This window comes from Parasphingorhabdus sp. (genome assembly GCF_039982415.1).
Lineage (GTDB): Bacteria > Pseudomonadota > Alphaproteobacteria > Sphingomonadales > Sphingomonadaceae > Parasphingorhabdus.
Genome location: NZ_JBDWYL010000007.1, coordinates 271,320 through 295,646, shown reverse-complemented (window position 1 = coordinate 295,646; position 24,327 = coordinate 271,320). Strand labels below are relative to the sequence as shown.

Sequence of the window (24,327 nt, the reverse complement as noted above, 5' to 3'; positions counted from 1 at the left end):
CTCGCCGCATTCTTAGTTTTACGGACTGAAGGACATATTGCAGGTAATTGTTAACAAATTGCGTTTAGGGGCTGTTAACCATGGACCTGGCCAACAAAAATGAGCGAACTAGCGGGATGAAGCAGATCAAACAAAGATTGTCGGAATTGAGCGGAAAAAGCTTTCTGGCACTGCAATCGCTCTTCTACGCGATCGCGAATAGCATAGAAGCTTTGGTCCCGCTGCTGCTCGCTCCTATTCTTACGCGCATATTGGCTCCTTCAGAATATGGGATTTGGGTCCTATTCATTACCTATGCGACCTTCCTGCGCCCGATCGTCGGTCTGACCACGCAGGACGCCATTCGGATGCGTTTCTATGACTTTGACCAAAAACAACTCGATCAGTTCACGCATACAGCCCTTTTTGTCATGATCATGATGGCGGTTGCAGTGTCCGGATTGACCTTTATTTTCCGAGATACTCTGGCCGCCTTGGCGAAATTTCCCGCAAATTGGCTTGTCACTGTCGTCATTGCAGCATTGCTTTTCGAGGTGTTCTATACGGCTCTTGCACTGCATCAATTTCATAATCGTCGTAAGGCGTTTCTTACAACGCAAGTCGTGCAGGCGGTGCTAAGCATTGCTTTGATTTCGGCATTTCTGCTTGGAGGTTGGGATTGGCGCGGCGTTATCCTCGGCAGAATTTTGGGAATGACCGCTGCGATTCTTATTTCTCTCCGAGCGTTGAACTATGGGCCTGCCTTTTTCTTTCGTATGCCACGGCGCTCATTTTACCGCGACATAGCCAAATTTGGTGTAGTATATTGGCCATCGGGAATGGTGATTATGGCTGTTGCCATGACCGACAAAGTGGTCGCAGCCCATTATCTTGGTGTTTCTGCTAGCGCTATGTATGGCGTGGCCGCGCTATTCGCATCGGCTTTTTGGGTCATCAACCACAGCTTTGTGCTGGCTTGGACTCCCTGGCTTTTCCGGAAACTCAAAGCGGCGCCGTCTGATGGTTTGCGCGAAGTCTTGTCTGTTTCCATGCTGTATTTTCTTTTGGCATCACTCGCAGCCTTATGTTTCTATCTTATCTCATTATTTGTCGCGCCCATCTTATTGGGCGAGGCATTCCATAGTGCGATCCCGCTTTTACAATATATTATGATCGCTATCGTGCTTCAGGGTTTCTTTATGCACAATATGAAGTTTCTGCATTTCGACAAAGATATCAGGGTCATGTCGCTCTGCAGCATGTTGACTATCGCTTTGAATATTTGGTTAAGTATTCTATGGGCACCGACCATGGGTATCCGGGGCATTATGCTCGGCACAGTAGTTTCTTTTGGCGCGGTTTTCCTGATAAGCGGAATGATCGTAATTGTGCGTCACATTAAACCTCAAGAGGGAGTTAAATCTGTTGTTTGATAATAAAAGTATTCTCGTCACTGGAGGAACCGGATCGTTCGGGCGCCGTTTTATTGAGACGATCCTTGAGCGATATAATGCGCGCCGTGTCATTGTTTTTTCTCGCGACGAGTTTAAACAATCGGTGATGCAGGAGAATTATGATGATCCTGCGCTGCGTTATTTCCTTGGTGATATCCGTGACCGCAATCGCATGATGCAAGCGATGGAAGGCGTGGATATCGTTGTGCATGCGGCCGCTTTAAAACAGGTTCCTGCCCTCGAATATAACCCCGCCGAAGCTATTAAGACCAATATCCTTGGCACCGAAAACGTGGTCGAAGCGGCCTTGGCTCACAATGTTGAGAAAGTGATTGCGCTTTCCACTGATAAAGCCGCTGCCCCCGTAAATCTTTATGGCGCGACAAAATTGACAGCTGAAAAAATAGCGATTTCAGCCAATAACACCGCCGGCAGCAGAGATACGCGACTGTCTGTTGTGCGTTACGGTAATGTTATTGGGTCTCGTGGCTCGGTGATACCGTTATTCCAAAAACTGTTGGCCGAAGGCGCGACGGAATTTCCCATTACCGATCTCGCAATGACCCGTTTCTTGCTAACGTTGCAGCAAAGCGTTGAATTTGTTGTCGATTGCGCTGCTCGCATGTGGGGCGGGGAAACGTTTATACCGCGAATTCCTTCTGCCACTATCGGTACTATGGCAGAGGCGATTGCGCCCGATATGCCGCAAAAGGTGGTGGGTATCCGTCCCGGTGAAAAATTGCATGAAGTTTTGTGCCTTCCAGACACAGCTTGGCAAACGGTGGAATATGACAAGCATTATGTCATTAAGCCTTCCTTCAAATTCAACCGCATTGATGTTGATTATTTAACGGCGGCCAACGGAGAAAAGGGTAAATTGGTCGAAGGTGATTTCAGTTATGATTCCTTCCATAATGATCATTATCTCTCGGCAGCCGAGTTGCGTGAAATGATTGAAGGTGCAATGCCGTTTAACGCCTGATCTATCCTGTTTGCCTGATTTTATATTTGGAGGACGCATGCGAAGCCGCATCCCCTATAGTTGCCAGACAATCGATGAAGATGACATCGCGGCGGTCGCCGAATGCCTGCGATCTGATTTTTTGACACAAGGTCCACAGACGCGTGCTTTTGAGGACGCTGCGTCGGCCTGTGTTGGCGCTGAGCATGCTGTCGCCGTGTCGAATGGCACAGCAGCTTTGCACCTCGTTTGCATAGCCCTTGGACTGGGTGCTGGCGACCTTCTTTGGACCTCGCCCAATAGCTTCGTTGCATCAGCAAATGCCGGACGATATCTGGGTGCAGATATAGGCTTTGTAGACATTGATCCGCAGACTGGTGCAATCGATCCCGACGCGCTCGCGGAAAAATTGAACGAAGCATCGGTCGCTGGACGTAAACCCGATATTCTGATTGCCGTTCATTTTGCCGGGCATACTCACGGTTTTGACCGTATCGCAGCGCTATGCGAAGAACATGGTGTCGCATTGGTTGAAGATGCCGCTCATGCGTTTGGCGCCGCTTATGAGGATCAACCCGGCCGGATGGTGGGCAGCCATCCCCAGAGTGCTGCGGCCACGTTCAGTTTTCACCCTCTCAAGTCGATTACAACGGGAGAGGGCGGTATGATCACGACCGATTCCGAGGAATTGGCCCGTAAGCTGGCGATGCTGCGAAGCCATGGTGTTACAAAAGACCCCGCTTTTATCTCCGACGCCCGGTCGGATGATGGCGGTTGGTATTATGAGCAGCATGAGCTTGGATTTAATTACCGCATTTCCGATTTTCAGGCAGCGCTCGGCCTCAGTCAATTGAGGAAGATCAATACGCTTATGGCAGCGCGGCGGGATCGTGCCCGGCGTTATGGTGAATTGCTATCAGACCTGCCACTGCATTTGCCGTTAGAAACGGACAAGTCGTCCTGGCATCTTTATGTCGTTCGTCTTGATCGCCGTTATACCAATGTTTCCCGCAAGGCGCTATTTGACAAGCTACGCGAGCGCGGGATTGAGGCACATGTCCATTATATCCCTATTCATACGCAGCCTTATTATCGCAATTTGGGATTCTCATCCGGCGATTTCCCGCAAGCTGAGGCATATTATGATAGCTGTCTAAGCTTGCCGCTTTATCCTTTGCTGACCGATGCAGACCAGGATTTCGTGGCTGCTGTGATCACCGACGGGCTTGCACTTGCGTAGCGTCGCTATTGTACAGGCGCGCATGGGTTCGTCACGCCTACCGGGCAAAGTTCTCAAGACACTTGCCGGGCAACCCGTGCTCGACCATGTGGTCACCCGGGTCAAGGCGGCGAGCCGAGTGGATGATGTGATTGTTGCGACCTCAGATTTGCCAGCGGACAACACGATCGCGGATCACAGCGCAGCGCGTGGTTGGATGTGCGTTCGAGGGTCCGAGACCGATGTTTTGTCGCGCTACGCCATGGCCACCCGCGCCTCAGACGCTGAGATTATCATCAGAGTGACCAGCGATTGCCCGTTATTCTCTCCGCGCATCCTGGATGAAATGCTGGCAGCATTTGATCCGTCAATTGTGGATTATATGTCGACCAACTGGCCCGATCGGTCGTTTCCCGTTGGATTGGATTGTGAGGTCATGCGCGCCGATAGTTTGCTGGATATCGCTGAAAATGCGACAGATCCTTATGATCGCGAGCATGTAACTGCGCATTTCTATCGGAATCCGGATCGCTTTCGGCTTGCCGGTCATCGTTGCGATCGTCCCTTGGCGCATTTACGGATCACGTTGGACACTGCTGAAGACTATGACCGATTGATCACGCTGATTGGCGCGCATCCCGAACTAACTGATCCGAATACAGATGTTATCGGAATAACAGCAGACTATTTTGGTGAGCAGGCCTCGAGCTAGTCCTGAACGGATCTAAGACTCAATCCAAGTGCTTCGAAGTATCAAGCCAGTCTCTTTGGTCTTGTGAAACAGAAATTTTGAAACCCGCATCGCGGTGCAATCGTTCCGAGGCCTTGTTCGTGTTATGGACTCTGCTGATAATCTTTTTGATATCTGGATGCGAGAGGCGGAGCGCGCGTTCGGCGGCGAGATATACCGGCAAACCCATTTTCCGTCCATGCCACTTGGGCACAAGATAGATGGAAAGATACGCTGAAGCAGCTCGGACATCGATGTCGAAACGCACAACGCCCAATGGTTCGCTTCCGCGCATGACCAATTGAAAAACACAATTAGGATCTGCTAATTTTCTGCTGACCCAAGCCAGGTGATCTTCTAATTCTGGTTTTTCGGTCGATTCAAAATTATGCTCCCAGTTCCGATCATCGGTGCGCCAATTGAACAAGTTGACGGCATCGTTCGATGTAATGTCGCGATTGCTAAGAGTCGCGGCATATGTCCATGAAGCGAGGCGCATCGCGCCGCGGCCATCAACCAGTTCTTGACCGATTTTTACCATCGCCTGGCGACGGGTTTCGTCAGAAGCCAGTTGCTTGATGGCTTGGGTGATTTTTTCCGGTGTTACTTGTTCATGGTTTCCGAGAAAACGGATCGCGCCTCGGGCAACCATCATATCGATTTGCGCCTGTTGGTTCTCGGCGATTGCAATCACCAGCGAAGGGACGCGGAGGCAAAGCCGCTCCCATAACATCACCCCTCCTGCGCCAAGAGCCAGATCTGCCTCAAATATCAGTTCGGCCAGCTCTTCCTGATTGGGGGCCGAGTGCAATGTGACATGTCGCATTTGTTCGGCTGCATCAATCAACGTAGGATCGATCCGCGCGCTTGGACCGATCACAACATCGACATCCAATTCCTCTAAGCCGGCAGCCGCTTGCAGCGCTTTTGCTGTTTCGCCGGTTGGATCACTGCCACCAAAGCATATGTTCAGTTTGAGGCGCTCTTGCGCGTCCGGGGCTTCTTTTTTTGCCAACGCCGCAACGAAACGCGAAAGCGGTAAATAGGCTGGGCCACGAAGACTGATGGCTTTTCCTTGGGATTTGGGGCCACCGTGCGGACGAACCATAATATCCGCCCGCCTCGCCAAATCAAAATCATCAAATATGAGCAGCGGTATGTTCCTACCTGCGGCCAATAACTCCCACTCTGCTAACCAGCCATATTGGTCCAAGATGATCACATCCGGTGTCCATTCTTGAGCGGCCAACGCTCGCATTGCGCCATCAGGGCCCAGATCATCCGGATCTATTGAAATGATGCGTGTATCATCCGGAAAATATTCTGCTGCAAGCTCAATACCTTCCTCTTGCGTCACCAGCGCAATCTCTAAGTCATCGCGGGACAATAATATATCCGCAACGGCTGCAACACGTGCAAAATGGCCCGTCCCGATCGCAGGACCGCTATCGGCGCGAATAGCGATTTTAATGGGCGCGAACATAATAGGTAAACGTGATATGAGGTCCTTCATGCGTCAATATCGGGCGGTAATTGCTAATAAATGCCTGAAAGCGATTGTCTTTTGAGAATATGTGCAGCCAATCTACCTCGATATGGTCCAAAGGCCAACTGTCGGAATGATCCAGAATCAGCACGTCTGGCGGCATATCTTCCCACAATCGCAGCATCTGATCATGCAACATCTTGCTTCCTGAGCTATCAAGAACGATCGGCGGCGGTGTTCCAGTGACTCCCTTTTTATCAAATGGCTTCAACTCAGAGCTCACATAAGCATTGTTCATCATCGGGTTCCAGCGCAGCGCGTCATGGGAAGCAAGATATTGATTATAGGGTGAAGGATGCATGGTCAGGATAGCCACGCGTTTACCGGCTACAGACAGTTCTTTCTCATCAAGTACCCGCACTAACTCGGCATTTTGCTTTTGATATTTCCGCGTTTTTAGCAATTGATTGCCAATGGGCATCACTATGATCAGCGCTAAAACCAAGTTGATATACCATCGGAATTGCTTGGCCGAGATCCACCACCACATAATATAAGCCATCGTGATGGGGAACAAATGGTGGGAATACCATCGCTCTTGTGACCAAGCGGCAAACAGCGTTGCGGCCGCTACTGCAACGGCGAGTGCGAACAACCGTTTTGGAACGCGACAATAAAATGAAGCCACGAACAGAAAGACAGCAGGAATTATGTGTTCGACCAGCTTAAACAAATTCTTGGTGGGGCTAGCCAGATTGGCATCAATCGAGTTTAACATTATACCGATCACTTCGCGCTGGGCGGGGTCCAGACCAAGCCAGATGAACAAGTATAGAAAAACAATCAGACCAGCCAGGATATTTTCAGCGCGAAACAGCAAGAGAAGTTTGCGCTGGATCAGAGCATCTGTACATTCAACCAAGATTACCACGATGCTGTAGAGATATTTGAACAACAATGTCATGCCCATCCACAGACCAATAATTATTCGTAACCGCGGGCTGACGATTGTCATTTCGGGGTCAGAAAAACGAAGGACTAGATAAGGCCAGAGCCCGAGCACAACCAAATGTTCGCGTAGTCCGAAGACATTTTTGAAGATGATGGGCAAGATGATCAAAATAGACGCTGATGTAATAAGGAACAACGTTGAGCAACCGACTGTTATGCGCCGGACATAACAAGCGAGACCCACACCAAATAATGCCATCAAATTCGTCATTACAACCACGGTGAGATCAAGTCGTAACCCCGATAATTTGCTCAGATGCGCGGCTGTAGAGAACCAGAATTTCTCGACAGCCGGGAAATATACGCTGTAGTCGCTAAAAGCCTCGCCAAGCGTGACAGCCAATCGTCCTGACAAGGTTCCTCCAGCCAGATCTTGGTGCAGGGAATAGATGAATCCGTAAAAGAGCAAGGTCCCAATAAAGGTGAATATCGCAACTGCAGCAAAAACCTGCAGTTGAGTTGGCGATCCAAATGTCTCTATTTTTCCTTCGCTTTGCTGTGGCAACGGCGTCTTTCCGTCATTCATCATAATTTGGCTCACAAAGAAGGCATGGTGTTTGCGCGAGATACGCTGCCGGATACAAATTGCCAAGGGCCATAAACACTTGGCTTTCTCTGCAACTCCCTATCCGTTAACAATTGGCACTGAATTTGGAACCAAATAGATCGCGTTTGGCAAGCCGACAAATCATGAACGAACTACGACTATGCTATCTTGCTTATTTCTATCCCCGCGCTGACCCGCATTAGAATATCTCTGATAGGTTTGGTCTCAAAAAACAGTCAGTTGTTCATTGACGGTTATAGACCAATTCTCCAAGCGACCCATATGGAATGGCTTGATGTGAGTACTTGGCTCAAAAGTGAAACGGGCTTCCGCATTTTAGGCACCATTCGAATTTGAGCGGACCATGACCATTTTCTAGCTGACGAGGCGGATATCGCTTGCAGCCTTTAAATTATCAGGTTGATCGGGCCAAATACCGCGTGTGTCATAAACCACTTTGCCGGCTCGTTCATCGAGCGGGATCGACTTGAACATATCGTGATCGGTAAGAGTTATCATGACATGGCAGCTTTCCAATGCTTGATCGATATCGATCAATTCAGCGCCAGTCCCTTCAAATGCGGCCGGTAAAATATCGGCATAGGGCTCTACAATCTTGACCCGGCTACCATAGCGACGGGCCAGTTTTGCCGCAATTTTCAAGGCAGGGCTTTCACGAAAATCGTCGATATTGGCTTTGAAAGCCAGGCCGAAACAGGCAATTGTCGCACCCGGTAGCCCGTCTATCATGAGCGAAGCTTGTTCGAGCACATGACCGGTTTTCCCCTCATTAACTTCCCTTGCAACGCGGATGAGGGGCGTATGCTCTGGCGCGCCGTGAATGATAAACCAAGGATCTACCGCAATACAATGACCACCAACTCCCGGGCCAGGTTGCAATATGTTCACCCGCGGATGACGGTTGGCCAAACGAATGACTTCCCAGACGTCTAGATCAATTTCATCGGATACTATGGATAACTCGTTAGCAAAGGCGATATTTACATCGCGGTAGCTATTTTCTACCAATTTGGTCATTTCTGCTGCCCGCGCGGTTGTTGTAACACATTCGCCGCGAACAAATCGTCGGTAAAAGCCGAGCGCTTTTCGAGCGCAACGAGGAGTAATGCCGCCGATACAACGGTCGTTATTGGTCAACTCCTCCAGTATTTTCCCCGGCAGCACCCGTTCTGGACAATAGGCAATTGCAATATCGGGAATATCATCCGTCAGTCCGGGTATTTTTAGGTCTGGACGCAGTTTCGCGACTAAATCTCTCATTTTCTCAGTCGTACCAACCGGAGAGGTGGATTCTAAAATAATAGTGTCGCCGGCTTTGAGCGCGGCGGCAACATTAGTTGCGGCTTCCATGACATAGCTTGTATCCGGCACATGATCGTCACCAAAAGGCGTCGGCACTGCAATAACAAAAACGTCGGCCGTTTCCACTTGTAACGAAGCGCGCAAAGTGCCCCTGGCCACCACACCCTGGACCAAGCCATCAAGATCAACTTCCTCGATGTGAATTTTGCCGCTGTTGATGGTATCAACTACAGGGGCGTTTACGTCTACGCCAAGGACATTGCTTCCTGAGCGTGCGATAACCGCAGCGGTAGGAAGGCCAATATATCCCAATCCCAATACACATACCGAAGGCTTGTCGTCGGATAACATCGCGCAAAATCTCCTAGGCGCGTCAATTTTGACGCTGATAATCGTCGATAGGGATAAGCCAACATCGTAAATATTTCGGAAATAACCGCATGAATTGTGCGCAACGTCGGAAATTTAGCGATCTAAACTATCCACTATAATCTTGGCGATGCGTTGGCTGGCTTTACCATCCCCAAAGGGATTGTGCGCTTTTGCCATTGAATAGTAGAATTCGCGATCATCGAGTAATCGAAATGCTTGATCGACAATAAGATTTTGATTGGTTCCAACAAGCCTCGCCGTACCGGCTTCGATACCTTCTGGGCGCTCTGTCGTGTCCCGCATGACCAGGACGGGTTTCCCCAGTGCCGGCGCTTCCTCTTGCACACCGCCGCTATCAGTCAGCATAAATTCCGAATTTTTGAGCAATGCTACAAAACTTGGATAGTCAAGCGGCTCGATCATTGCGACATTTTCAAGATGACCCAAAGCATCTTGCATGATGGAGCGAACATTGGGGTTGAGGTGAACGGGGAAAATTAGTGCGACATCCTCTCTTTCCGCTATTGTCCGAAGTGCTGCGGCAATATTGGTTAATCCATCGCCAAAATTCTCTCTGCGGTGGCTCGTGACACCAATTATTTTTTTGGCTGTAAATCGGGTGAATATCTCACGCAGATTCGGATTGACCAATTTTTGATGATCTTTGTTTTCCACGGTAGCGAGAAGCGCGTCGATGACCGTATTACCGGTGATGTCGATGGTTTCGTCGTCAATATTTTCAAGTCTCAAAGCGGCGGCAGAAGTCTCGGTGGGCGCAAAGTGTTGGTCGGCGATTGTGCCGATTATCTTGCGGTTCACTTCTTCCGGCCAAGGATGATATATATTGTAGCTCCGCAATCCAGCTTCGACGTGGCTGACTGGGATTTTTCGATAGTAAGCGGCTAGCGCGCCACTCATGGCCGTTGCAGTATCGCCTTGAACAACCACACGTTTTGGTTGGACCTGATCAAGTATCTCGCCAATGCCGGTCAATAAGCGACTGGTTAATTCATCCAGGCTTTGATCCGCTTTCATGACATCCAGATCATGATCTGGATGAATGTTGGCAATTTCAAGGACTTGATCGAGCATTTCTCTGTGCTGCGCGGTGACGCAGCTAATGGCTTCAATTTCATCCTGCCGCGACAATGCTTGAACGACCGGAAAAAGCTTAATCGCTTCCGGTCTTGTTCCGAAGATTGTGAGCACCTTGGGTTTGGTTGAAACAGGTTTTTCCATACTCACCTCTTAACCGGGTTTGCCTAAAATTTTCATAACCTCAAAAAACAGTCAGTTGTTCATTGACGGTTATAAATCAATTCTCCAAGCGACCCATATGGAATGGCTTGATGTGAAAATTTGGCTCGAAAGTGAAACGGGCTTGGACCGCGATGCGCTTCATATTTATGGAGCTTTGTTCATTCAATTTCTATTAGCTGCGTTTTTTCGGCGCTCGATCGGCAGTATTTGGCCGTGGTTCGCTGTTTTACTCGCGGCAATAGCGAATGAATATCTGGACTATCAGCGCGTCGGTGAAACGGAAGCATCCATCGCTTTGTTTCAAGCTGAAGGGCTGCGCGATATGTGGAATACGATGGTCATTCCAACCGCATTAATGATCATTGCCCGTTATTGGCCGAACTGGATGGTCGGGAAGGCGAAAAAATCGGACGAAACGCAAAACAATGCGCAGTCGGAAAATCAACTGGCCTAATTGTCCTTATTCTTTTCCATGACGATTTTGCGAACATTTTGCGACTCGCTGCGGGGCATGACCATCACTTTATTTTGACTGGCGACTATGATCAGGTTTTCAATCCCATATGTCGATATTTCCATACCATCAGCATGCACCAGATTGTTACTGGATTCGATCATAGTGACAGTGCCGGTTACGACATTGGATTGATCATCGGCGGAGCTAATCTCATATAATGAGTCCCAACTGCCAACGTCGGACCAACCCGGATCGACCGGCGTGACGGCAACTTTTTCGGCTTTTTCCATCACAGCATAGTCGATGGAATCTGATGGCGCAGACGCAAAGCTGGGTTCATCGGGTTTGACTTGGGTTCCATCCCGATGGGCTCCATCCATCGCTTTTTGTGCCGCTTCCAGCATTTCTGGCGCTTGTTCGCCCAAAACAGATAAAAATGTATCCGCTCTAAACAGGAAAATACCGGCATTCCAATAATGGCCGCCTTCAGCCAGCATTTTTTCAGCATTTTCCATATTGGGCTTTTCAACGAAACGTTTGGCGGCAAAACTATCAACACTGCCAACGATATTGTCGCCCTGCTGGATATAGCCGTAACCGGTTTCCGGTTTGTTTGGCGTGATACCAAAAGTGACCAACCAACGGGCTTTGGCCAGCGGCAAGGATTGCCGGACAGCTTTTTGAAAGGCAGAAACATTTTTGATAATATGGTCGCTGGGCATAACCAACATCAAATCCTGTGGATTTTCGCAAGCCAAGGCCGCTAATGCTATGGCCGGGGCGGTGTTTCTCGCACAAGGCTCTAAAATATGGGCGGCGGCAGTGATTCCTGTTTCTTCCAATTGTTTTTCGGCCAAAGCAGCATGCTTAGTGCTGCCCACAATGATCGGTGGATTGAACAATTTCGGTTCTAAGCATCGTTCCAAAGTTAGCTGGAACATGCTGAGCGGTCCGTTCAAGTTCAAAAATTGCTTCGGGCGTTCATCGGTCGAAACAGGCCAAAGACGGGTTCCCGATCCCCCTGACAAAATTACGGGAGTAATCAAATCTGTCATCAAGATATTACTCATTTCATCGTACACGCAATGAGTGTTTTGCGGTTTTTTGAAAGATCGATTTCGGACGATTTTGTGCAAAGGCCACATTCGCCTGCTTTGATTACCTTGTCTCGAGCTGTCACGGTTCCCTCCAGCGGAATGATTTGCCATTCTCCCGCGATTGTTCCGCGCAACAAGTTATGATCATCTCCGAAAATCTGGAACAGTTTAAAATGTGGCCCGTCTACCAATAGCGCCGACTCATTTTTTGGTGCCTGGCTATAGTGTTTCAGATCATAAGGTTTGAGAGTCGCTACAGAAATAGCATCATCCAAATGCAGTTCCCGTGGACGTCCATAGTCATAGAGTCGGTACGTAATATCTGCATTTTGCTGAACTTCTATCAACTTTATACCGGGACCAATGGCATGTATGGTGCCTGCAGGCACATAGAATAAATCGCCTGATTTAACAGGCTTCCAATCCATTAACTGTTCTATCTGTCCGCAAACTATCGCCGCGTGTAACTTGGTTGCGCTAACTTCCTTGGTTAATCCTAATCCCAGCACAGCGTCGGGATCTGCATCTAGAATATACCAGCATTCTTCTTTGCCATTGGGCATTCCATTGCGTCGAGCTTGGCGGTCATTGGGATGTACCTGGATGGAGAGTTTTTCACTGGTGAACAAATATTTGGTCAACAGCGCCGGGACAATAGTTTTGGGCGGGGCAAACCAGATTTCACCAATTTTTTCTTTTTGATTTCCACCAAAAATTGGGGGCAGATTTAATTGCCCCCATGGCTTTGGAACTTTTTTTTGCCTCAGTTTCATGCCCTGCTCGCTGATCCGTTAGCCTCGGCCAATACTTGTATATTCAAGCCCACTTTTGGCCACGTCCGCTGGATGATATATGTTGCGCAAGTCGACCATTGCCCGGCCTGCCATTGCGCTGGACAATTTGTCGAGATCAAGGGCGCGAAATGCATCCCATTCGGTTACGATGACTACAGCATCAGCGTCCTTTGCCGCTTCATAACTGCTTCCGGTCATCGTAACATTCGGCATTATTTCGGAGGCTATTTCCATACCTTCTGGATCAAAGGCGGAAATACAGGCACCAGCATCAATTAGTGTTTGTGCAATGGCAATGGCAGGCGCATCGCGCATGTCATCGGTATTGGGTTTGAACGTCAATCCTAAAAGGGCGACTTTTTTGTTCCGCGCTTCACCGCCGAGAGCCTGAATGACTTTGCGGCCCATAGCGCGCTTGCGTTGGTCATTTACGTTGACGACGGCTTCGACAATCCGAACCGGACTCTCATTATCCTGCGCGGTTTTCAGCAAAGCTAATGTATCCTTGGGAAAACAGCTTCCGCCGTAGCCGGGGCCGGCATGTAAAAATTTCGATCCGATTCGATTATCTAAACCAATACCGCGAGAAACCTCTTGAACATCGGCGCCGACTTTCTCACACAGATCGGCAATTTCATTGATAAATGTAATCTTGGTTGCGAGAAATGCGTTTGCGGCATATTTGATCAATTCTGCCGTCCGGCGACCGGTAAATAAAATGGGCGATTCATTTAAAAATAATGGGCGATAAATCTCGCTCATGACATCTTTTGCCCAATTTATTTCAGCGCCGATGACGATCCTGTCGGGGCGTTTGAAATCGTCTATTGCCGCACCTTCCCGCAGAAACTCTGGATTGGAAACGACAGCATATTGTTTGGCATCGAGTTTCTTCGACAAAATATGTTCGACTTCATCGCCGGTTCCAACCGGAACGGTTGATTTGGTAACCACAACTGTGGGTTTGGTGATGGCATCTGCTATTTCTTCGCTGGCTGCGTAAACATAGCTCAAATCGGCATGTCCATCGCCGCGCCGTGAAGGCGTGCCAACGGCAATAAAAACGGCATCGCAATCGCTTACTGAATCTTTGAGACTGCCCGAGAAAGATAGCCGCCCAGCATCGACATTACGTTCCACCAAACTAGCGAGGCCTGGTTCGAATATCGGCATGATATTCTGTTCCAACTTTTCGATTTTTTTGGGGTCTTTATCGACGCAGATGACTTCATGTCCAAAATCTGCAAAACATGCGCCTGAGACTAGCCCTACATAGCCGGAACCGATCATTGCAATTTTCATATTCGTCCTTTGAGAATGTGCTGTTATTTCTTATGAAACTATGGCCGCCTCTGTGGCCTGATCGAGAATTCTGGTCAAGCATCCTAACTTATTCTAGCTTGGGTATGTCGCGCTTAGGCTCTTTTTAGCGCGTTCTGGTAAAGATTTAATGTTTTTTACATGTCATCACCCAATTCTGAGGGACAAGCGACCCTGCTCGGGCTCGAAAAATTTGGAAAACGCGATCAAATCATATAAGGTCTGCCCAAACTTGCGATATTGCAGCGTTTATATTTTGAGGGATTAAACAATCGAAAGCGCCATTGCTCTAGTCATCGCTCTTATCGAGAAAATCGCCAATTTCCCCCGCCGGCAAAAACAAGCAATTGTGCTTATTCTCGATATGATTTTGTGCATACAGTCGATTTGGATCGCTTATTCGTTAAGAATAGGCGTTTGGATCTATTGGGATTTGGCTATCCAAAAAGTGGCATTAGCCTCTTTGTTGATCATGGCACCAGTCTTTTACTTTGTCGGTGTTTATAAGGCTATTTTCCGATATGCCGGTTCGGGAATGATGAAGACGCTGGTGCGGGCTTTCATGATTTATACGGTGCCAATGGTAGTTATTTTCTCGGTCATCGGATTGGCTGGGGTCCCCAGGACAATTGGGGTTATCCAACCTATTTTATTCTTTATCCTTGTCGGTTTCTCTAGAGTGATAGCTCGGTATCTGATGGTCGATATATTGGGTCGGACCCGTTTTGGTGGGCAAGTCAAGACGATTTTAGTCTATGGTGCGGGTAATGCGGGCCAACAACTGGCTGCTTCTATGCGTTCTGAACCTGCTACTCGGCTCAGAGGCTATATTGACGATGATCGCCGCTTAGACGGCCAAAAGCTGGACGGTGACAAGGTCTATTGGAGCGGCAATCTGCCCGATGTCATAGAAAAACAGGGCGTCACAGATATTTTGCTCGCCTTACCCAATATATCGCGCAAAAAACGCAGAATGATTGTTGATCAAATTCAACAATTTAAAGTCCACGTGCAAACATTGCCTAATATGAAGGAAATAATGGACGGACAGGTGTCGTTTAGTGACATTCGGGAATTGGATATTGAGGATCTGCTCGGGCGCGAACCGGTTCCGCCTAATGAATTGCTCCTAGGACGCACGATAGTGGGCAAAAAAGTTATGGTTACTGGCGCTGGAGGATCGATTGGCAGCGAGCTGTGTCGTCAGATTGCTAAGTCCGGTGCCCGCCAATTGATTTTATATGAGCAGTCGGAATATTCGCTCTACGCTATCGAAAAAGAACTGAGAGTGAAAACCGGTTCCGAAAATCTGGATAACATGGAGATAGTGCCGGTTCTCGGTTCGGTGGCCGACAATGTGCGGCTGAAGGAAATATTTTCCTTTTGGCAACCGGAGACTGTCTTCCATGCCGCAGCTTACAAGCATGTTCCGTTGGTAGAGGCTAATCCTGTGGAGGGGATCAGAAATAATATTCTGGGAACTTTTGAGGTGGCCAAGGCTGCCGATGTGTCCGGCGTGAGCGATTTCATTTTAATCAGCACCGACAAAGCTGTGCGGCCGACCAATGTCATGGGCGCTACGAAACGGGCGGCGGAACAGATTGTGCAACTTTTTGCTGAGAATAGTGAAACCCGTTTTTCAATGGTACGTTTTGGCAATGTGCTTGGATCAAGTGGATCGGTGGTGCCGCTATTTCGTCAACAAATAGAAGTTGGTGGTCCGATTACGCTCACTCACCGCGATGTCACACGCTATTTTATGACCATTCCAGAGGCCGCCCAGCTGGTCATTCAAGCGGGCGGTATGGCTAAAGGCGGGGAAGTATTTGTTCTCGACATGGGTAAATCCGTGCGGATTATTGATTTGGCTAAAACCATGATTCAATTGTCTGGTTTGACAATCCGGGATGAAAATAATCCGGATGGAGATATTGAGATTGAAGAAGTCGGATTGCGGCCCGGCGAAAAATTATATGAAGAACTGATTATTGGGAACGACCCGCAGCAGACGGTGCACAACAGGATCATGATGGCACGAGAGGGACATTTGAAACAATCGGACCTTGATGTGCATTTATCTGAAATTCGAAAATGCCGTAACTCGGAACAAGCCGTCAGCTTGTTGCGGCGCCTGGTGCCTGAATTCGAGCATGAACGCGATAATCAGGGCGCTGAAAAAGCGTCGTAACGAGCGGACTGCACTAATCTTAGCATCAAAGTTTACAGACTGCCGACCAAGTCCAAAATTTTCTTGGCATCTTGCGGATGACAGATCAGCAAATCGGGTAGATATGTATTTGGCTGGTTATATTCCAACGGCTTGCCGTCAATCCGTGAGCAATGCAGTCCATGTGCTTGGGCAACAGCTACCGGCGCGCAATTATCCCATTCATATTGTCCGCCCGAATGCAGATAAACATCCGCTTCTCCGCGGACAATGGCCATTGCTTTGGCGCCCGCAGACCCCATCGGAATGAGTTCGGCATCTAATATATCCGCCACGGCCACGGCTTCTTTGGCAGGCCTTGACCGGCTCACGACCAATCTCAGTTTCTCAGCGCGCTGAGGTCTATCAATCGGTGAATCACTGCGCAGAATCATGTCAAGACCAGGCAGCGACACGGCACCCAATTGGGCTTTGTTATGAATTGCGAGCGCAACATGCACGGCCCAATCCGATCGACCTTCGCCATATTCCCGGGTGCCGTCCACGGGATCGATGATCCAAACGCGATCTTTCTTTAGCCGCGCGTTGGTGTCTTTGCTTTCTTCGGACAAGAGTCCGTCATCTGGACGATATTTATGTATCGCTGATATAAGCAAATTATTGGCCGCTTTGTCTCCCGCATTACCGAGTTCCTTTCCGGCTAGCGTGGACTTGCTGCGCAGGTCGAGAAGCAATTGCCCCGCATCATGGGCCAGAGTAGCTGCTAATTCTGCATCCGTCATATGGTGTATGACCAACTGCCGACAATTTTGTCTACGATAATTTCAGCAGCGTCTTCGGGGCTTAATTTTGTGGTATCAATCCGCAATTCGGGGTTTTTCGGCTCTTCATAGTCGCTGTCTATGCCGGTGAAATTCTTTAATTCTCCAGCCCGCGCCTTTTTGTAGAGGCCTTTGACATCCCGTTCTTCCGCAACGGCGAGAGGCGTATCGACAAAAATCTCGATAAATTCACTATCGGGCAGCATTGAACGTACCAGTTGCCGTTCTGCTCTGAAGGGAGAAATAAAGGCGGTGAGAACAATGAGTCCGGCATCGGCCATCAATTTTGCCACTTCTCCAATACGGCGGATATTCTCCACTCGATCCGCGTCGGTAAAGCCGAGATCTTTATTGAGGCCGTGACGGACATTATCGCCATCCAAAAGGAAACTATGCTTGCCGAGAGCGTGCAAGCGTTTTTCAACCATATTGGCAATGGTCGACTTGCCGGAACCGGAAAGACCCGTAAACCAGACAACCCGAGGCTCTTGCCGTTTTTGTAGAGCATGGGCTGTGCGATCAATATCGACATCTTGCCAATGCACATTTTGGGAGCGCCGCAGACAGAAATGGAGCATACCAGCGGCGACCGTGGCGTTGCTGATCTTGTCGATCAATATGAAGCCACCCAAATCTCTGTTCTCAGTATATGGTTCAAAAACAATAGGTTGATCTGTTGCTATTTCGGCGACACCAATCGCGTTTAGATCCAGAGTCTTCGATGCAAGCTGCTCCAGATTATTGACATTAATCTGATATTTTGGCGATTGCACTGTGACGCTGACCATTTGTGTGCCAATCTTCAGCCAATAGCTTCGTCCGGGGAGTAATTCCGCTTCATCCATCCAGACAATTGTCGACTCAAACTGATCGGCGACTTGCGGCTGGGCATCGACAGCCACGATCACATCGCCGCGGGAACAATCAACCTCATCGGCCAATGTCAAGGTGACGGATTGCCCGGCAACCGCGCGATCAAGGTCGCCGTCCATGGTAACGATCCGGGCAATGGATGATTTCTTCCCTGACGGTAAGATACTGACCTTGTCTCCCACCCCAACGGTTCCGCTAGCAATCTGCCCGCTAAAGCCCCGAAAATCGAGATTGGGGCGATTGACCCATTGTACCGGCATGCGAAGCGGTTTGGCTTGATTGGCGGTGACGCTCACCTCTACATTCTCGAGATGTTCAACCAGATCCGGACCTTGATACCAGGGCATATTTCCGGACCGACTGGTGATATTGTCACCTTCCAGTCCCGAAATAGGTATGGCGGTGAATGAATCAATCCCGATTTCATCAGCAAACTCGCTATAGTCGGTTATGATCTGGTCATAAGCAGCTTGATCATAACCCACCAAGTCCATCTTATTCACCGCGACAACCAGATGCTTTATCCCAATTAGATGCGCCAAATAGCTGTGCCGCCGAGTTTGCGTCAAAATACCTTGGCGTGCATCAATCAAAATGATGGCTAGGTCGGCCGTCGAAGCACCTGTGACCATGTTGCGGGTATATTGCTCATGGCCCGGTGTATCGGCGACAATGAATTTACGTTTTTCGGTTGCAAAGAAGCGATAGGCAACATCGATGGTAATGCCTTGTTCGCGCTCGGCTGCGAGCCCATCAACCAACAAAGCGAAATCGATATTTTGACCCTGTGTGCCGAGCTTTTTGCTATCCACTTCCAAAGAGGCCAGTTGATCCTCAAAAATCATCTTGGAATCATATAATAGGCGGCCAATCAATGTCGATTTGCCGTCATCTACCGAACCGCACGTGATGAACCGCAACATGGTCTTATGTTGATGCTTGTCGAGATAAGCATCAATATCCTCGGCGATCAGGCTGTCGGTTTCATATATTATTTCGGGGTCATGCATCAGAAGTAACCCTCTTGCTTCTTTTTCTCCATCGAAGCGGCTTGATCATGATCGATCGCGCGGCCCTCGCGTTCCGAAGTGGTGGTCAGCAGCATTTCTTGGATGATCTGCGGAAGCGTAGTCGCCTCGCTTTCGACCGCACCGGTCAATGGATAGCAGCCCAAGGTTCGAAACCGAATGGACTTTTCCACGGGTGTTTCCCCGTCTTCAAACTGAAATCGCTCATCATCGACCATCAGCAACATTCCATCGCGCTCAACAGTCGGACGGGGTGCAGAAAAATATAGTGGAACAATCTCGATATTCTCCAAATGAATATATTGCCAGATATCTAGTTCTGTCCAATTGGATAGCGGGAAAACGCGAATGCTCTCGCCTTTGCTCTTGCGGGTATTATATAATTTCCAGAGTTCTGGGCGCTGGTTTTTCGGATCCCAGCGATGATTAGCGGAGCGAAAGGAAAATATCCTTTCTTTCGCACGGCTTTTTTCTTCATCCCGGCGGGCGCCTCCAAAAGCGGCATCAAAGCCATATTCGTCCAGTGCTTGTTTCAGGCCTTGGGTCTTCCACATATCGGTATGCAGCGCGCCATGGTCGAAGGGATTAATGCCGCGTTCTTTGGCTTCCGGATTTTGGTGGATTAAAAGCTCCATGCCGGCATCTTTCGCGGATTTTTCGCGCAATTTGTACATATCCTGAAATTTCCATGTGGTATCCACATGAAGCAGCGGAAAAGGGGGAGGGGATGGGAAAAACGCCTTTTTCGCTAAATGCAGCATCACAGCGCTGTCTTTGCCAACAGAATAAAGCATGACCGGCTTTTCGGCTTCTGCCGCTACTTCGCGCATGATTTGAATGGCCTCGGATTCAAGGCGCTGGAGATGGGATAATTTCATAGCTGGTGCCGCAACAATTGATGATCAGTTTCGAGTTAAGGCGGGCAGGCCAAAAAATCTATGAATTTATTGTGGGCGGTCACAAAGAAATTCTACGGACAAAACGTGCTGGTCAAGAGCATGCGAGCCAAAGTACGCTCCGGTGGAATGGCAATTTGGACCATGGAATATGGTGAGCCCTGCTGGGTTCGAACCAGCGACCTACTGATTAAAAGTCAGTTGCTCTACCGACTGAGCTAAGGGCCCCCAGACATACAATGCACTGCATCAATGTTCGTGAGAAGCGCCTCCCTAGTGGTGCTTGGCGCTTGGGTCAAGCGGCTTTGCGCAGTTTGGACCGGATTTTATGGCCGAGAATGGCGGGCAGCAATTTGTGCTATTGTTAGCCCGCTAATCGGATCACGCCATTTTGCTGCAATTTCGGCTGCTGGTTGCAGAACGAAGGGGCGTTCGCGCATCATCGGGTGGGGAATGGTCAGCGGCGGATAGCTTGCCGAAAATGCGCCCTCACTCCACAAAATTATGTCCAAATCAAGCACTCTGCGGGACCAGGCTTGCCCTTTACGAGTGCCGAAACGCGATTCGATCCGTTTCAGCAAGTTTAGCAAGGGCACTGGACTCAATGCGGTTTCGATTATCGCGGCGCTGTTGGCATAACGCCGATGAGACGGTCCTATTGGCCGCGAGGAGACCGTCTTGGATTGCTTTAAGATATGTAACCCTTGCTGTTCCAATGCGGCCCGTGCGGCCGAAATTATGTGCTCTGGGCGACCAAAGATATTATGGCGCTGATTGGATCCCAGTGCGATCAGGTAGCAAGTTGCCGGCAGGATCAAATTCCATTCGTCACGGTTGATGGTTATAAACTAGCGGTTCCAAGACCCGCAAAGCGCTGCTAGCATATTCGAATTACACGGGAAATGCGGGAATTGATTATGAATATGAAATTTGCAGCCATTGCCAGAGCGTCGCTGCTCGGCTCTGCTTTACCCCTTTGTCTGACTGCTTGTGCCGGTGGGGAACCCGAATCCGAGTTGGAGCCTGCGGAAAGCATCGCGCGCGCCACATTGGTGGGAGCAGATAATCAGGAATATGGCGAAGTCATTGTCGGAGAAGGCGATGGCGGCTTGCTGGTTCAGATTACCGCAAAAGGACTGACGCCTGGACCACGGGGCGTCCATATCCACGCCATTGGCAAATGTGAAGTACCGGATTTTAAATCATCGGGTGGACATTGGAATCCCACTGCAAAAGAACATGGTTTTGATAATCCCAATGGCGCGCATTTGGGTGACTTATTCAATTTGGACATCGGAGAAGATAGGACTGGATCGGTAGAAGCCAAGATTGAAGGCGCCAGCTTAAAAGATGGTCCGGCAGCGCTCATCGACGCCGATGGCGCCGCTTTTGTGGTCCATGCCGGTCCTGATGATCTGAAAACAGATCCTTCAGGAGAAAGCGGGGGACGGATTGCCTGCGGTGTTTTTGAGCTGCAGAAATTTCAACCGACACGTTAATCAACAAGTGACTTGTGTCACATTATAACCGTAGAATGTCCTATATTAAAATTGGCTATCGGGGGGTCGTATGGCTATTTCAGTTCTTTTTGTATGCATGGGCAATATTTGCCGATCACCGCTGGCCGAAGCAGCGCTGCGCCAAGAATGCGGGCGCATTGGCAAAAACGTGATCGTAGATTCGGCCGCAACCCATGATTGGCACAACGGCCAGCCTGCTGATGATCGTGCTCAAGCTGTGGCATTGCGCAATGGTGCGCCGATAGACCATTTGCGTGCGCGTGCCGTTCGCACATCCGATTTTCGAGACTTTGATCATATTATCGCCCTGGATAATGACAATCTCTCCCATTTGAAATCTATGGAGCCATCAGATGGGACTGCGGTCTTGTCGCTTTTTCTAAATCATTTGGATGGACGAACTGGAGAGGATGTTGCGGATCCTTATTATGAAACGGATGATGCCTTTGATACGACTTGGGCGGACGTGGCAGCCGGTGCCAAAGCATTGGCCGCTCGTCTTGGATGATTATAATATGCCGTTATACGCGGCCAATGCTGGAAAGCGTCGAATGCTCCCGGTGACCCAATCTTTGAAGATAGGCTAGCAAATTTGAAAAATCATCGATCAATCCTTGGCTCTGTCCCCATTTGATTGTGAAGCTGACAATGATATCCGCCATGGTGAAGCGGTTTTCGATAAGAAATTGCTGTTCGTCCAAAAGCTGATCGATAACCCGTGCGCCGCGTCTGAACAAAGCGCCATTTTGTCGCAAATGGCCGCTTATCCGCTTTTCCGGCGGTAGAACGCGGCTATTCATATCGGTATTCCAAAGCCAGCACCCCATTTCCGACAGGGCAAAGCTAACCCATTGGTCGTGTAAGGCGCGGGATCGGCTGCCGGATGGGCCAACTAGATTTTGTTCAGGGACAAGATCGCCAATCGCAGTACAAATTGCCGCGGATTCAAAAAGTGGGTGGCCGTCAATTTCGGCGGCCGGGACTTTCTTCAGCGGGTGAAAAGGCAAAAGGCGATCGCTGCCCACCAAATCAGGTCCATCCTGAACCGAGTTAAATTCCAACCCGGTTTCCAACAAAGCCCAGCGGCAGCGCGCTGAGCGCGATGGCGCATATTCATAGAGGGTGATTTGCGGCATTTTCGGTTCCCGATTCTATAAATTAACTCTAATCCCGGCTAATCGATAGAAAATATCTATCAATTTGCGGGCTATTTTTATCCAATGATGATGCGGTTTTTCTTGAAAAATTCACATAATCAACCGATATTAGATCTATAGCGCCGCTTTTTTGATTTGGCGGCTGCATAATTGAGGAGTTTGACTATCATGGCTTGGCCTGACCCACGCGCGACTATGGCGGGAAATCCCGTCGGTACATCGACACAAACCACAGCAGAATATGACGCGGGCCTCCGCTCCTATATGCTTAAAGTCTATAACTACATGGCAAGTGGCGTTTTGCTGACCGGTATTGTTGCCATGTTGTTTGCCAGTTCTGGGATGGCCGCAGAGATTATGTTCGGCGGCGGGCCATTGAAATGGGTAATTATTCTCTCTCCTCTGGCGATTATCTTTGCGATGAGCTTTGGACAGAATAAATTCTCGACATTCACGCTTCAGGCGATGTTCTGGGGTTTTGCGACCCTGATGGGCTTGTCCATGTCGACTATTTTCCTAGTCTATACCGGCGCATCCATTGCGCAGACCTTCTTTGCAACTTCGGCCGCCTTTTTGGGGCTCAGCCTTTTTGGATATACAACTAAAAAAGATCTTTCCGGCTGGGGAAGCTTTTTGATCATGGGCGTAATCGGATTGCTGGTTGCAATGGTGATCAACATTTTCCTGCAATCAACAATGATGCATTTTGTGATTAGCGCGATTGGCGTTTTAATTTTTGCGGGCCTCACCGCCTATGACACCCAGCGGATCAAGAGCATGTATGCTTATGTTGCTGGCACGGATATGGTTGGCAAAGTTATCATCATGAGCGCGCTTAACCTGTATCTGGATTTCATCAACATGTTCCAGTTCCTGCTGAGCTTCATGGGAAGCCAAGACTAAGCCTATATTCATAACCTTTGGCTATGACAAAGCCCGGCAGGCAACTGCTGGGCTTTTTCTTTTGCCAATTGATCGCTTTTCCGACGCTAATGCTGGACAAGGTGAGGGGGGCGGCATAAGAATTTTTTGAAGAATATGGGGAGATAAAAGTGTTCGTGGGTACAAAGAAAATTCGATTGGCCATTGCTGCCGCCACCGTGTCTGTTCTGGCAGCCTGCCAAACGGCGCCACCACCACCGCCATCGGCACCGGTTGCGACGCCACAATATACACCGCGCGCTCCGACAACCCCATTTGGAGCGAGTGCGAACACTATTGTTCCTCCCTTGCGTGCGGATGGATTGCGTCAAACAATCAATCGTGACATCGGACCATTGCAGACTGTGTGGCATGTTCGGGCAGCATTAAATGTCGCAGCGCTGAGTTGCACAGGCTCGCAATATGAGCGCCTTGTTAGCGATTATAATGCGTTCATCGGAAACAATAAAAGGTTTCTGCGTAACGCGAATACAGCAATCTTGAGCAAATTTCGTCGAGAAATCGGCAATGGTTACCAACGGGCTCATGACCGCCATCAAACCCGTTTGTACAATTATTGGTCCTTTTCACCGCTCCGGCGTCCATTTTGTGATCAGGCTGTGCAAGTCAGCCAGCGCGCCATTATTACAAAGTCGGAGGATATGGAAGCCTTTGGAGCACAAGCTCTGGCCGAATTGGAAAAGCCATTTAACGATTTTTACCTCGCTTATGAGGAGTATGAGCGCGATCTCGATGAGTGGCGCCGCCAATATGCGCCTGAACAGGCTCGTGATGCCGCGGATGAGACGATTAACACAACCGGGCTTACCAAAGGCGGTTAGCGCGGTTTGTTTCTGCTAGGAATCAGAACAAAAAGAAGGCCAGATGGATTGCTCCATCTGGCCTTTGACTTTCAGCAATCGAGGGGATGAGG

Annotated in this window: 22 protein-coding genes and 1 tRNA gene; 10 read left to right on the top strand and 13 right to left on the bottom strand. The window is 49.2% G+C overall.

Annotated elements, in window-relative coordinates; translation table 11 throughout:
• Positions 1–116 precede the first annotated feature (116 nt).
• Genes ABJU74_RS11265 through ABJU74_RS11250 form a run of 4 tightly spaced genes read left to right on the top strand, consistent with a single transcriptional unit; the run spans position 117 to position 4,325 of the window.
• Positions 117–1,412, top strand: coding sequence for an oligosaccharide flippase family protein (locus ABJU74_RS11265; protein ID WP_348384309.1), 1,296 nt, complete (start codon positions 117–119; stop codon positions 1,410–1,412).
• Positions 1,405–2,415: a UDP-N-acetylglucosamine 4,6-dehydratase (inverting) gene (gene pseB, locus ABJU74_RS11260; RefSeq protein ID WP_348384308.1), complete on the top strand. Its 1,011-nt coding sequence runs from the start codon at positions 1,405–1,407 to the stop codon at positions 2,413–2,415. Before ABJU74_RS11265 ends, pseB begins: the two co-directional genes overlap by 8 nt.
• A gap of 37 nt (positions 2,416–2,452) precedes the next feature.
• Positions 2,453–3,634 (top strand): UDP-4-amino-4,6-dideoxy-N-acetyl-beta-L-altrosamine transaminase, encoded by a 1,182-nt coding sequence (pseC, locus tag ABJU74_RS11255; protein WP_348384307.1) that lies wholly within the window; start codon positions 2,453–2,455, stop codon positions 3,632–3,634.
• Positions 3,627–4,325 (top strand): glycosyltransferase family protein, encoded by a 699-nt coding sequence (locus ABJU74_RS11250; protein WP_348422571.1) that lies wholly within the window; start codon positions 3,627–3,629, stop codon positions 4,323–4,325. Before pseC ends, ABJU74_RS11250 begins: the two co-directional genes overlap by 8 nt.
• A gap of 19 nt (positions 4,326–4,344) precedes the next feature.
• On the opposite strand, the gene ABJU74_RS11245 is transcribed toward ABJU74_RS11250, so the two are convergent.
• From ABJU74_RS11245 to wecB, 4 genes are all read right to left on the bottom strand, one after another.
• On the bottom strand, positions 4,345–5,826 hold the full coding sequence (locus tag ABJU74_RS11245; RefSeq protein ID WP_348384305.1) for a bifunctional UDP-2,4-diacetamido-2,4,6-trideoxy-beta-L-altropyranose hydrolase/GNAT family N-acetyltransferase: 1,482 nt from the start codon (positions 5,824–5,826) through the stop codon (positions 4,345–4,347).
• Entirely contained in the window at positions 5,810–7,369 is a 1,560-nt protein-coding gene (locus tag ABJU74_RS11240; RefSeq protein ID WP_348384304.1) for a hypothetical protein, read from the bottom strand. The genes ABJU74_RS11245 and ABJU74_RS11240 overlap by 17 nt, the downstream gene beginning before the upstream one ends.
• Positions 7,370–7,762: 393 nt before the next feature.
• The gene (gene wecC, locus ABJU74_RS11235) at positions 7,763–9,061 is read right to left on the bottom strand and encodes a UDP-N-acetyl-D-mannosamine dehydrogenase (RefSeq protein ID WP_348384303.1); all 1,299 of its coding nucleotides are present in this window, start codon (positions 9,059–9,061) and stop codon (positions 7,763–7,765) included.
• 114 nt (positions 9,062–9,175) lie between these two features.
• The gene (gene wecB, locus ABJU74_RS11230; protein WP_348384302.1) at positions 9,176–10,321 is read right to left on the bottom strand and encodes a UDP-N-acetylglucosamine 2-epimerase (non-hydrolyzing); all 1,146 of its coding nucleotides are present in this window, start codon (positions 10,319–10,321) and stop codon (positions 9,176–9,178) included.
• 97 nt (positions 10,322–10,418) lie between these two features.
• Here wecB and ABJU74_RS11225 point away from each other — a divergent pair, with 97 nt between their 5' ends.
• A complete protein-coding gene (locus tag ABJU74_RS11225) occupies positions 10,419–10,796 on the top strand; it encodes a hypothetical protein (protein ID WP_348384301.1) in 378 nt (125 codons plus the stop codon).
• Here the strand turns inward: ABJU74_RS11225 and ABJU74_RS11220 are convergent.
• From ABJU74_RS11220 to ABJU74_RS11210, 3 genes are read right to left on the bottom strand one after another with little or no spacing between them, the layout of a single operon-like run.
• Entirely contained in the window at positions 10,793–11,854 is a 1,062-nt protein-coding gene (locus ABJU74_RS11220) for a mannose-1-phosphate guanylyltransferase/mannose-6-phosphate isomerase (RefSeq protein WP_348384300.1), read from the bottom strand. The genes ABJU74_RS11225 and ABJU74_RS11220 overlap by 4 nt on opposite strands.
• 11 nt (positions 11,855–11,865) lie before the next feature.
• Positions 11,866–12,669, bottom strand: a complete 804-nt coding sequence (locus ABJU74_RS11215) for a class I mannose-6-phosphate isomerase (RefSeq protein ID WP_348384299.1) — start codon at positions 12,667–12,669, stop codon at positions 11,866–11,868.
• An 18-nt stretch (positions 12,670–12,687) separates the two neighbouring features.
• On the bottom strand, positions 12,688–13,992 hold the full coding sequence (locus ABJU74_RS11210; protein WP_348384298.1) for a UDP-glucose/GDP-mannose dehydrogenase family protein: 1,305 nt from the start codon (positions 13,990–13,992) through the stop codon (positions 12,688–12,690).
• 451 nt (positions 13,993–14,443) lie between these two features.
• Here ABJU74_RS11210 and ABJU74_RS11205 point away from each other — a divergent pair, with 451 nt between their 5' ends.
• On the top strand, positions 14,444–16,198 hold the full coding sequence (locus ABJU74_RS11205; RefSeq protein ID WP_348384297.1) for a nucleoside-diphosphate sugar epimerase/dehydratase: 1,755 nt from the start codon (positions 14,444–14,446) through the stop codon (positions 16,196–16,198).
• Positions 16,199–16,230: 32 nt separating this feature from the next.
• Here the strand turns inward: ABJU74_RS11205 and ABJU74_RS11200 are convergent, their stop codons facing one another.
• The 5 genes from ABJU74_RS11200 to folK all read right to left on the bottom strand — a co-directional run bounded on the left by ABJU74_RS11200 (position 16,231) and on the right by folK (position 20,613).
• The gene (locus tag ABJU74_RS11200) at positions 16,231–16,959 is read right to left on the bottom strand and encodes a 3'(2'),5'-bisphosphate nucleotidase CysQ (protein WP_348384296.1); all 729 of its coding nucleotides are present in this window, start codon (positions 16,957–16,959) and stop codon (positions 16,231–16,233) included.
• On the bottom strand, positions 16,956–18,881 hold the full coding sequence (gene cysN, locus ABJU74_RS11195; RefSeq protein ID WP_348384295.1) for a sulfate adenylyltransferase subunit CysN: 1,926 nt from the start codon (positions 18,879–18,881) through the stop codon (positions 16,956–16,958). The genes ABJU74_RS11200 and cysN overlap by 4 nt, the downstream gene beginning before the upstream one ends.
• Positions 18,881–19,777: a sulfate adenylyltransferase subunit CysD gene (gene cysD, locus ABJU74_RS11190; protein ID WP_348384294.1), complete on the bottom strand. Its 897-nt coding sequence runs from the start codon at positions 19,775–19,777 to the stop codon at positions 18,881–18,883. The genes cysN and cysD overlap by 1 nt, the downstream gene beginning before the upstream one ends.
• 170 nt (positions 19,778–19,947) lie before the next feature.
• Positions 19,948–20,023: transfer RNA gene (locus tag ABJU74_RS11185), tRNA-Lys, on the bottom strand.
• A 98-nt stretch (positions 20,024–20,121) separates the two neighbouring features.
• Complete coding sequence (gene folK / locus ABJU74_RS11180; RefSeq protein WP_348384293.1) at positions 20,122–20,613, bottom strand: 2-amino-4-hydroxy-6-hydroxymethyldihydropteridine diphosphokinase; 492 nt, start codon at positions 20,611–20,613, stop codon at positions 20,122–20,124.
• A gap of 99 nt (positions 20,614–20,712) precedes the next feature.
• On the opposite strand from folK, the gene ABJU74_RS11175 reads away from it, so the two are divergent.
• Both ABJU74_RS11175 and ABJU74_RS11170 read left to right on the top strand, forming a co-directional pair.
• Entirely contained in the window at positions 20,713–21,294 is a 582-nt protein-coding gene (locus tag ABJU74_RS11175) for a superoxide dismutase family protein (protein WP_348384292.1), read from the top strand.
• Positions 21,295–21,364: 70 nt separating this feature from the next.
• Complete coding sequence (locus ABJU74_RS11170; protein WP_348384291.1) at positions 21,365–21,823, top strand: low molecular weight protein-tyrosine-phosphatase; 459 nt, start codon at positions 21,365–21,367, stop codon at positions 21,821–21,823.
• A gap of 13 nt (positions 21,824–21,836) precedes the next feature.
• Here ABJU74_RS11170 and ABJU74_RS11165 read toward each other — a convergent pair whose 3' ends face one another.
• Positions 21,837–22,451: a glutathione S-transferase family protein gene (locus ABJU74_RS11165; protein WP_348384290.1), complete on the bottom strand. Its 615-nt coding sequence runs from the start codon at positions 22,449–22,451 to the stop codon at positions 21,837–21,839.
• 186 nt (positions 22,452–22,637) lie between these two features.
• Here ABJU74_RS11165 and ABJU74_RS11160 point away from each other — a divergent pair, with 186 nt between their 5' ends.
• Positions 22,638–23,375, top strand: a complete 738-nt coding sequence (locus tag ABJU74_RS11160; protein WP_348384561.1) for a Bax inhibitor-1/YccA family protein — start codon at positions 22,638–22,640, stop codon at positions 23,373–23,375.
• A gap of 149 nt (positions 23,376–23,524) precedes the next feature.
• Positions 23,525–24,235 (top strand): hypothetical protein, encoded by a 711-nt coding sequence (locus ABJU74_RS11155; protein ID WP_348384289.1) that lies wholly within the window; start codon positions 23,525–23,527, stop codon positions 24,233–24,235.
• Positions 24,236–24,327 lie beyond the last annotated feature (92 nt).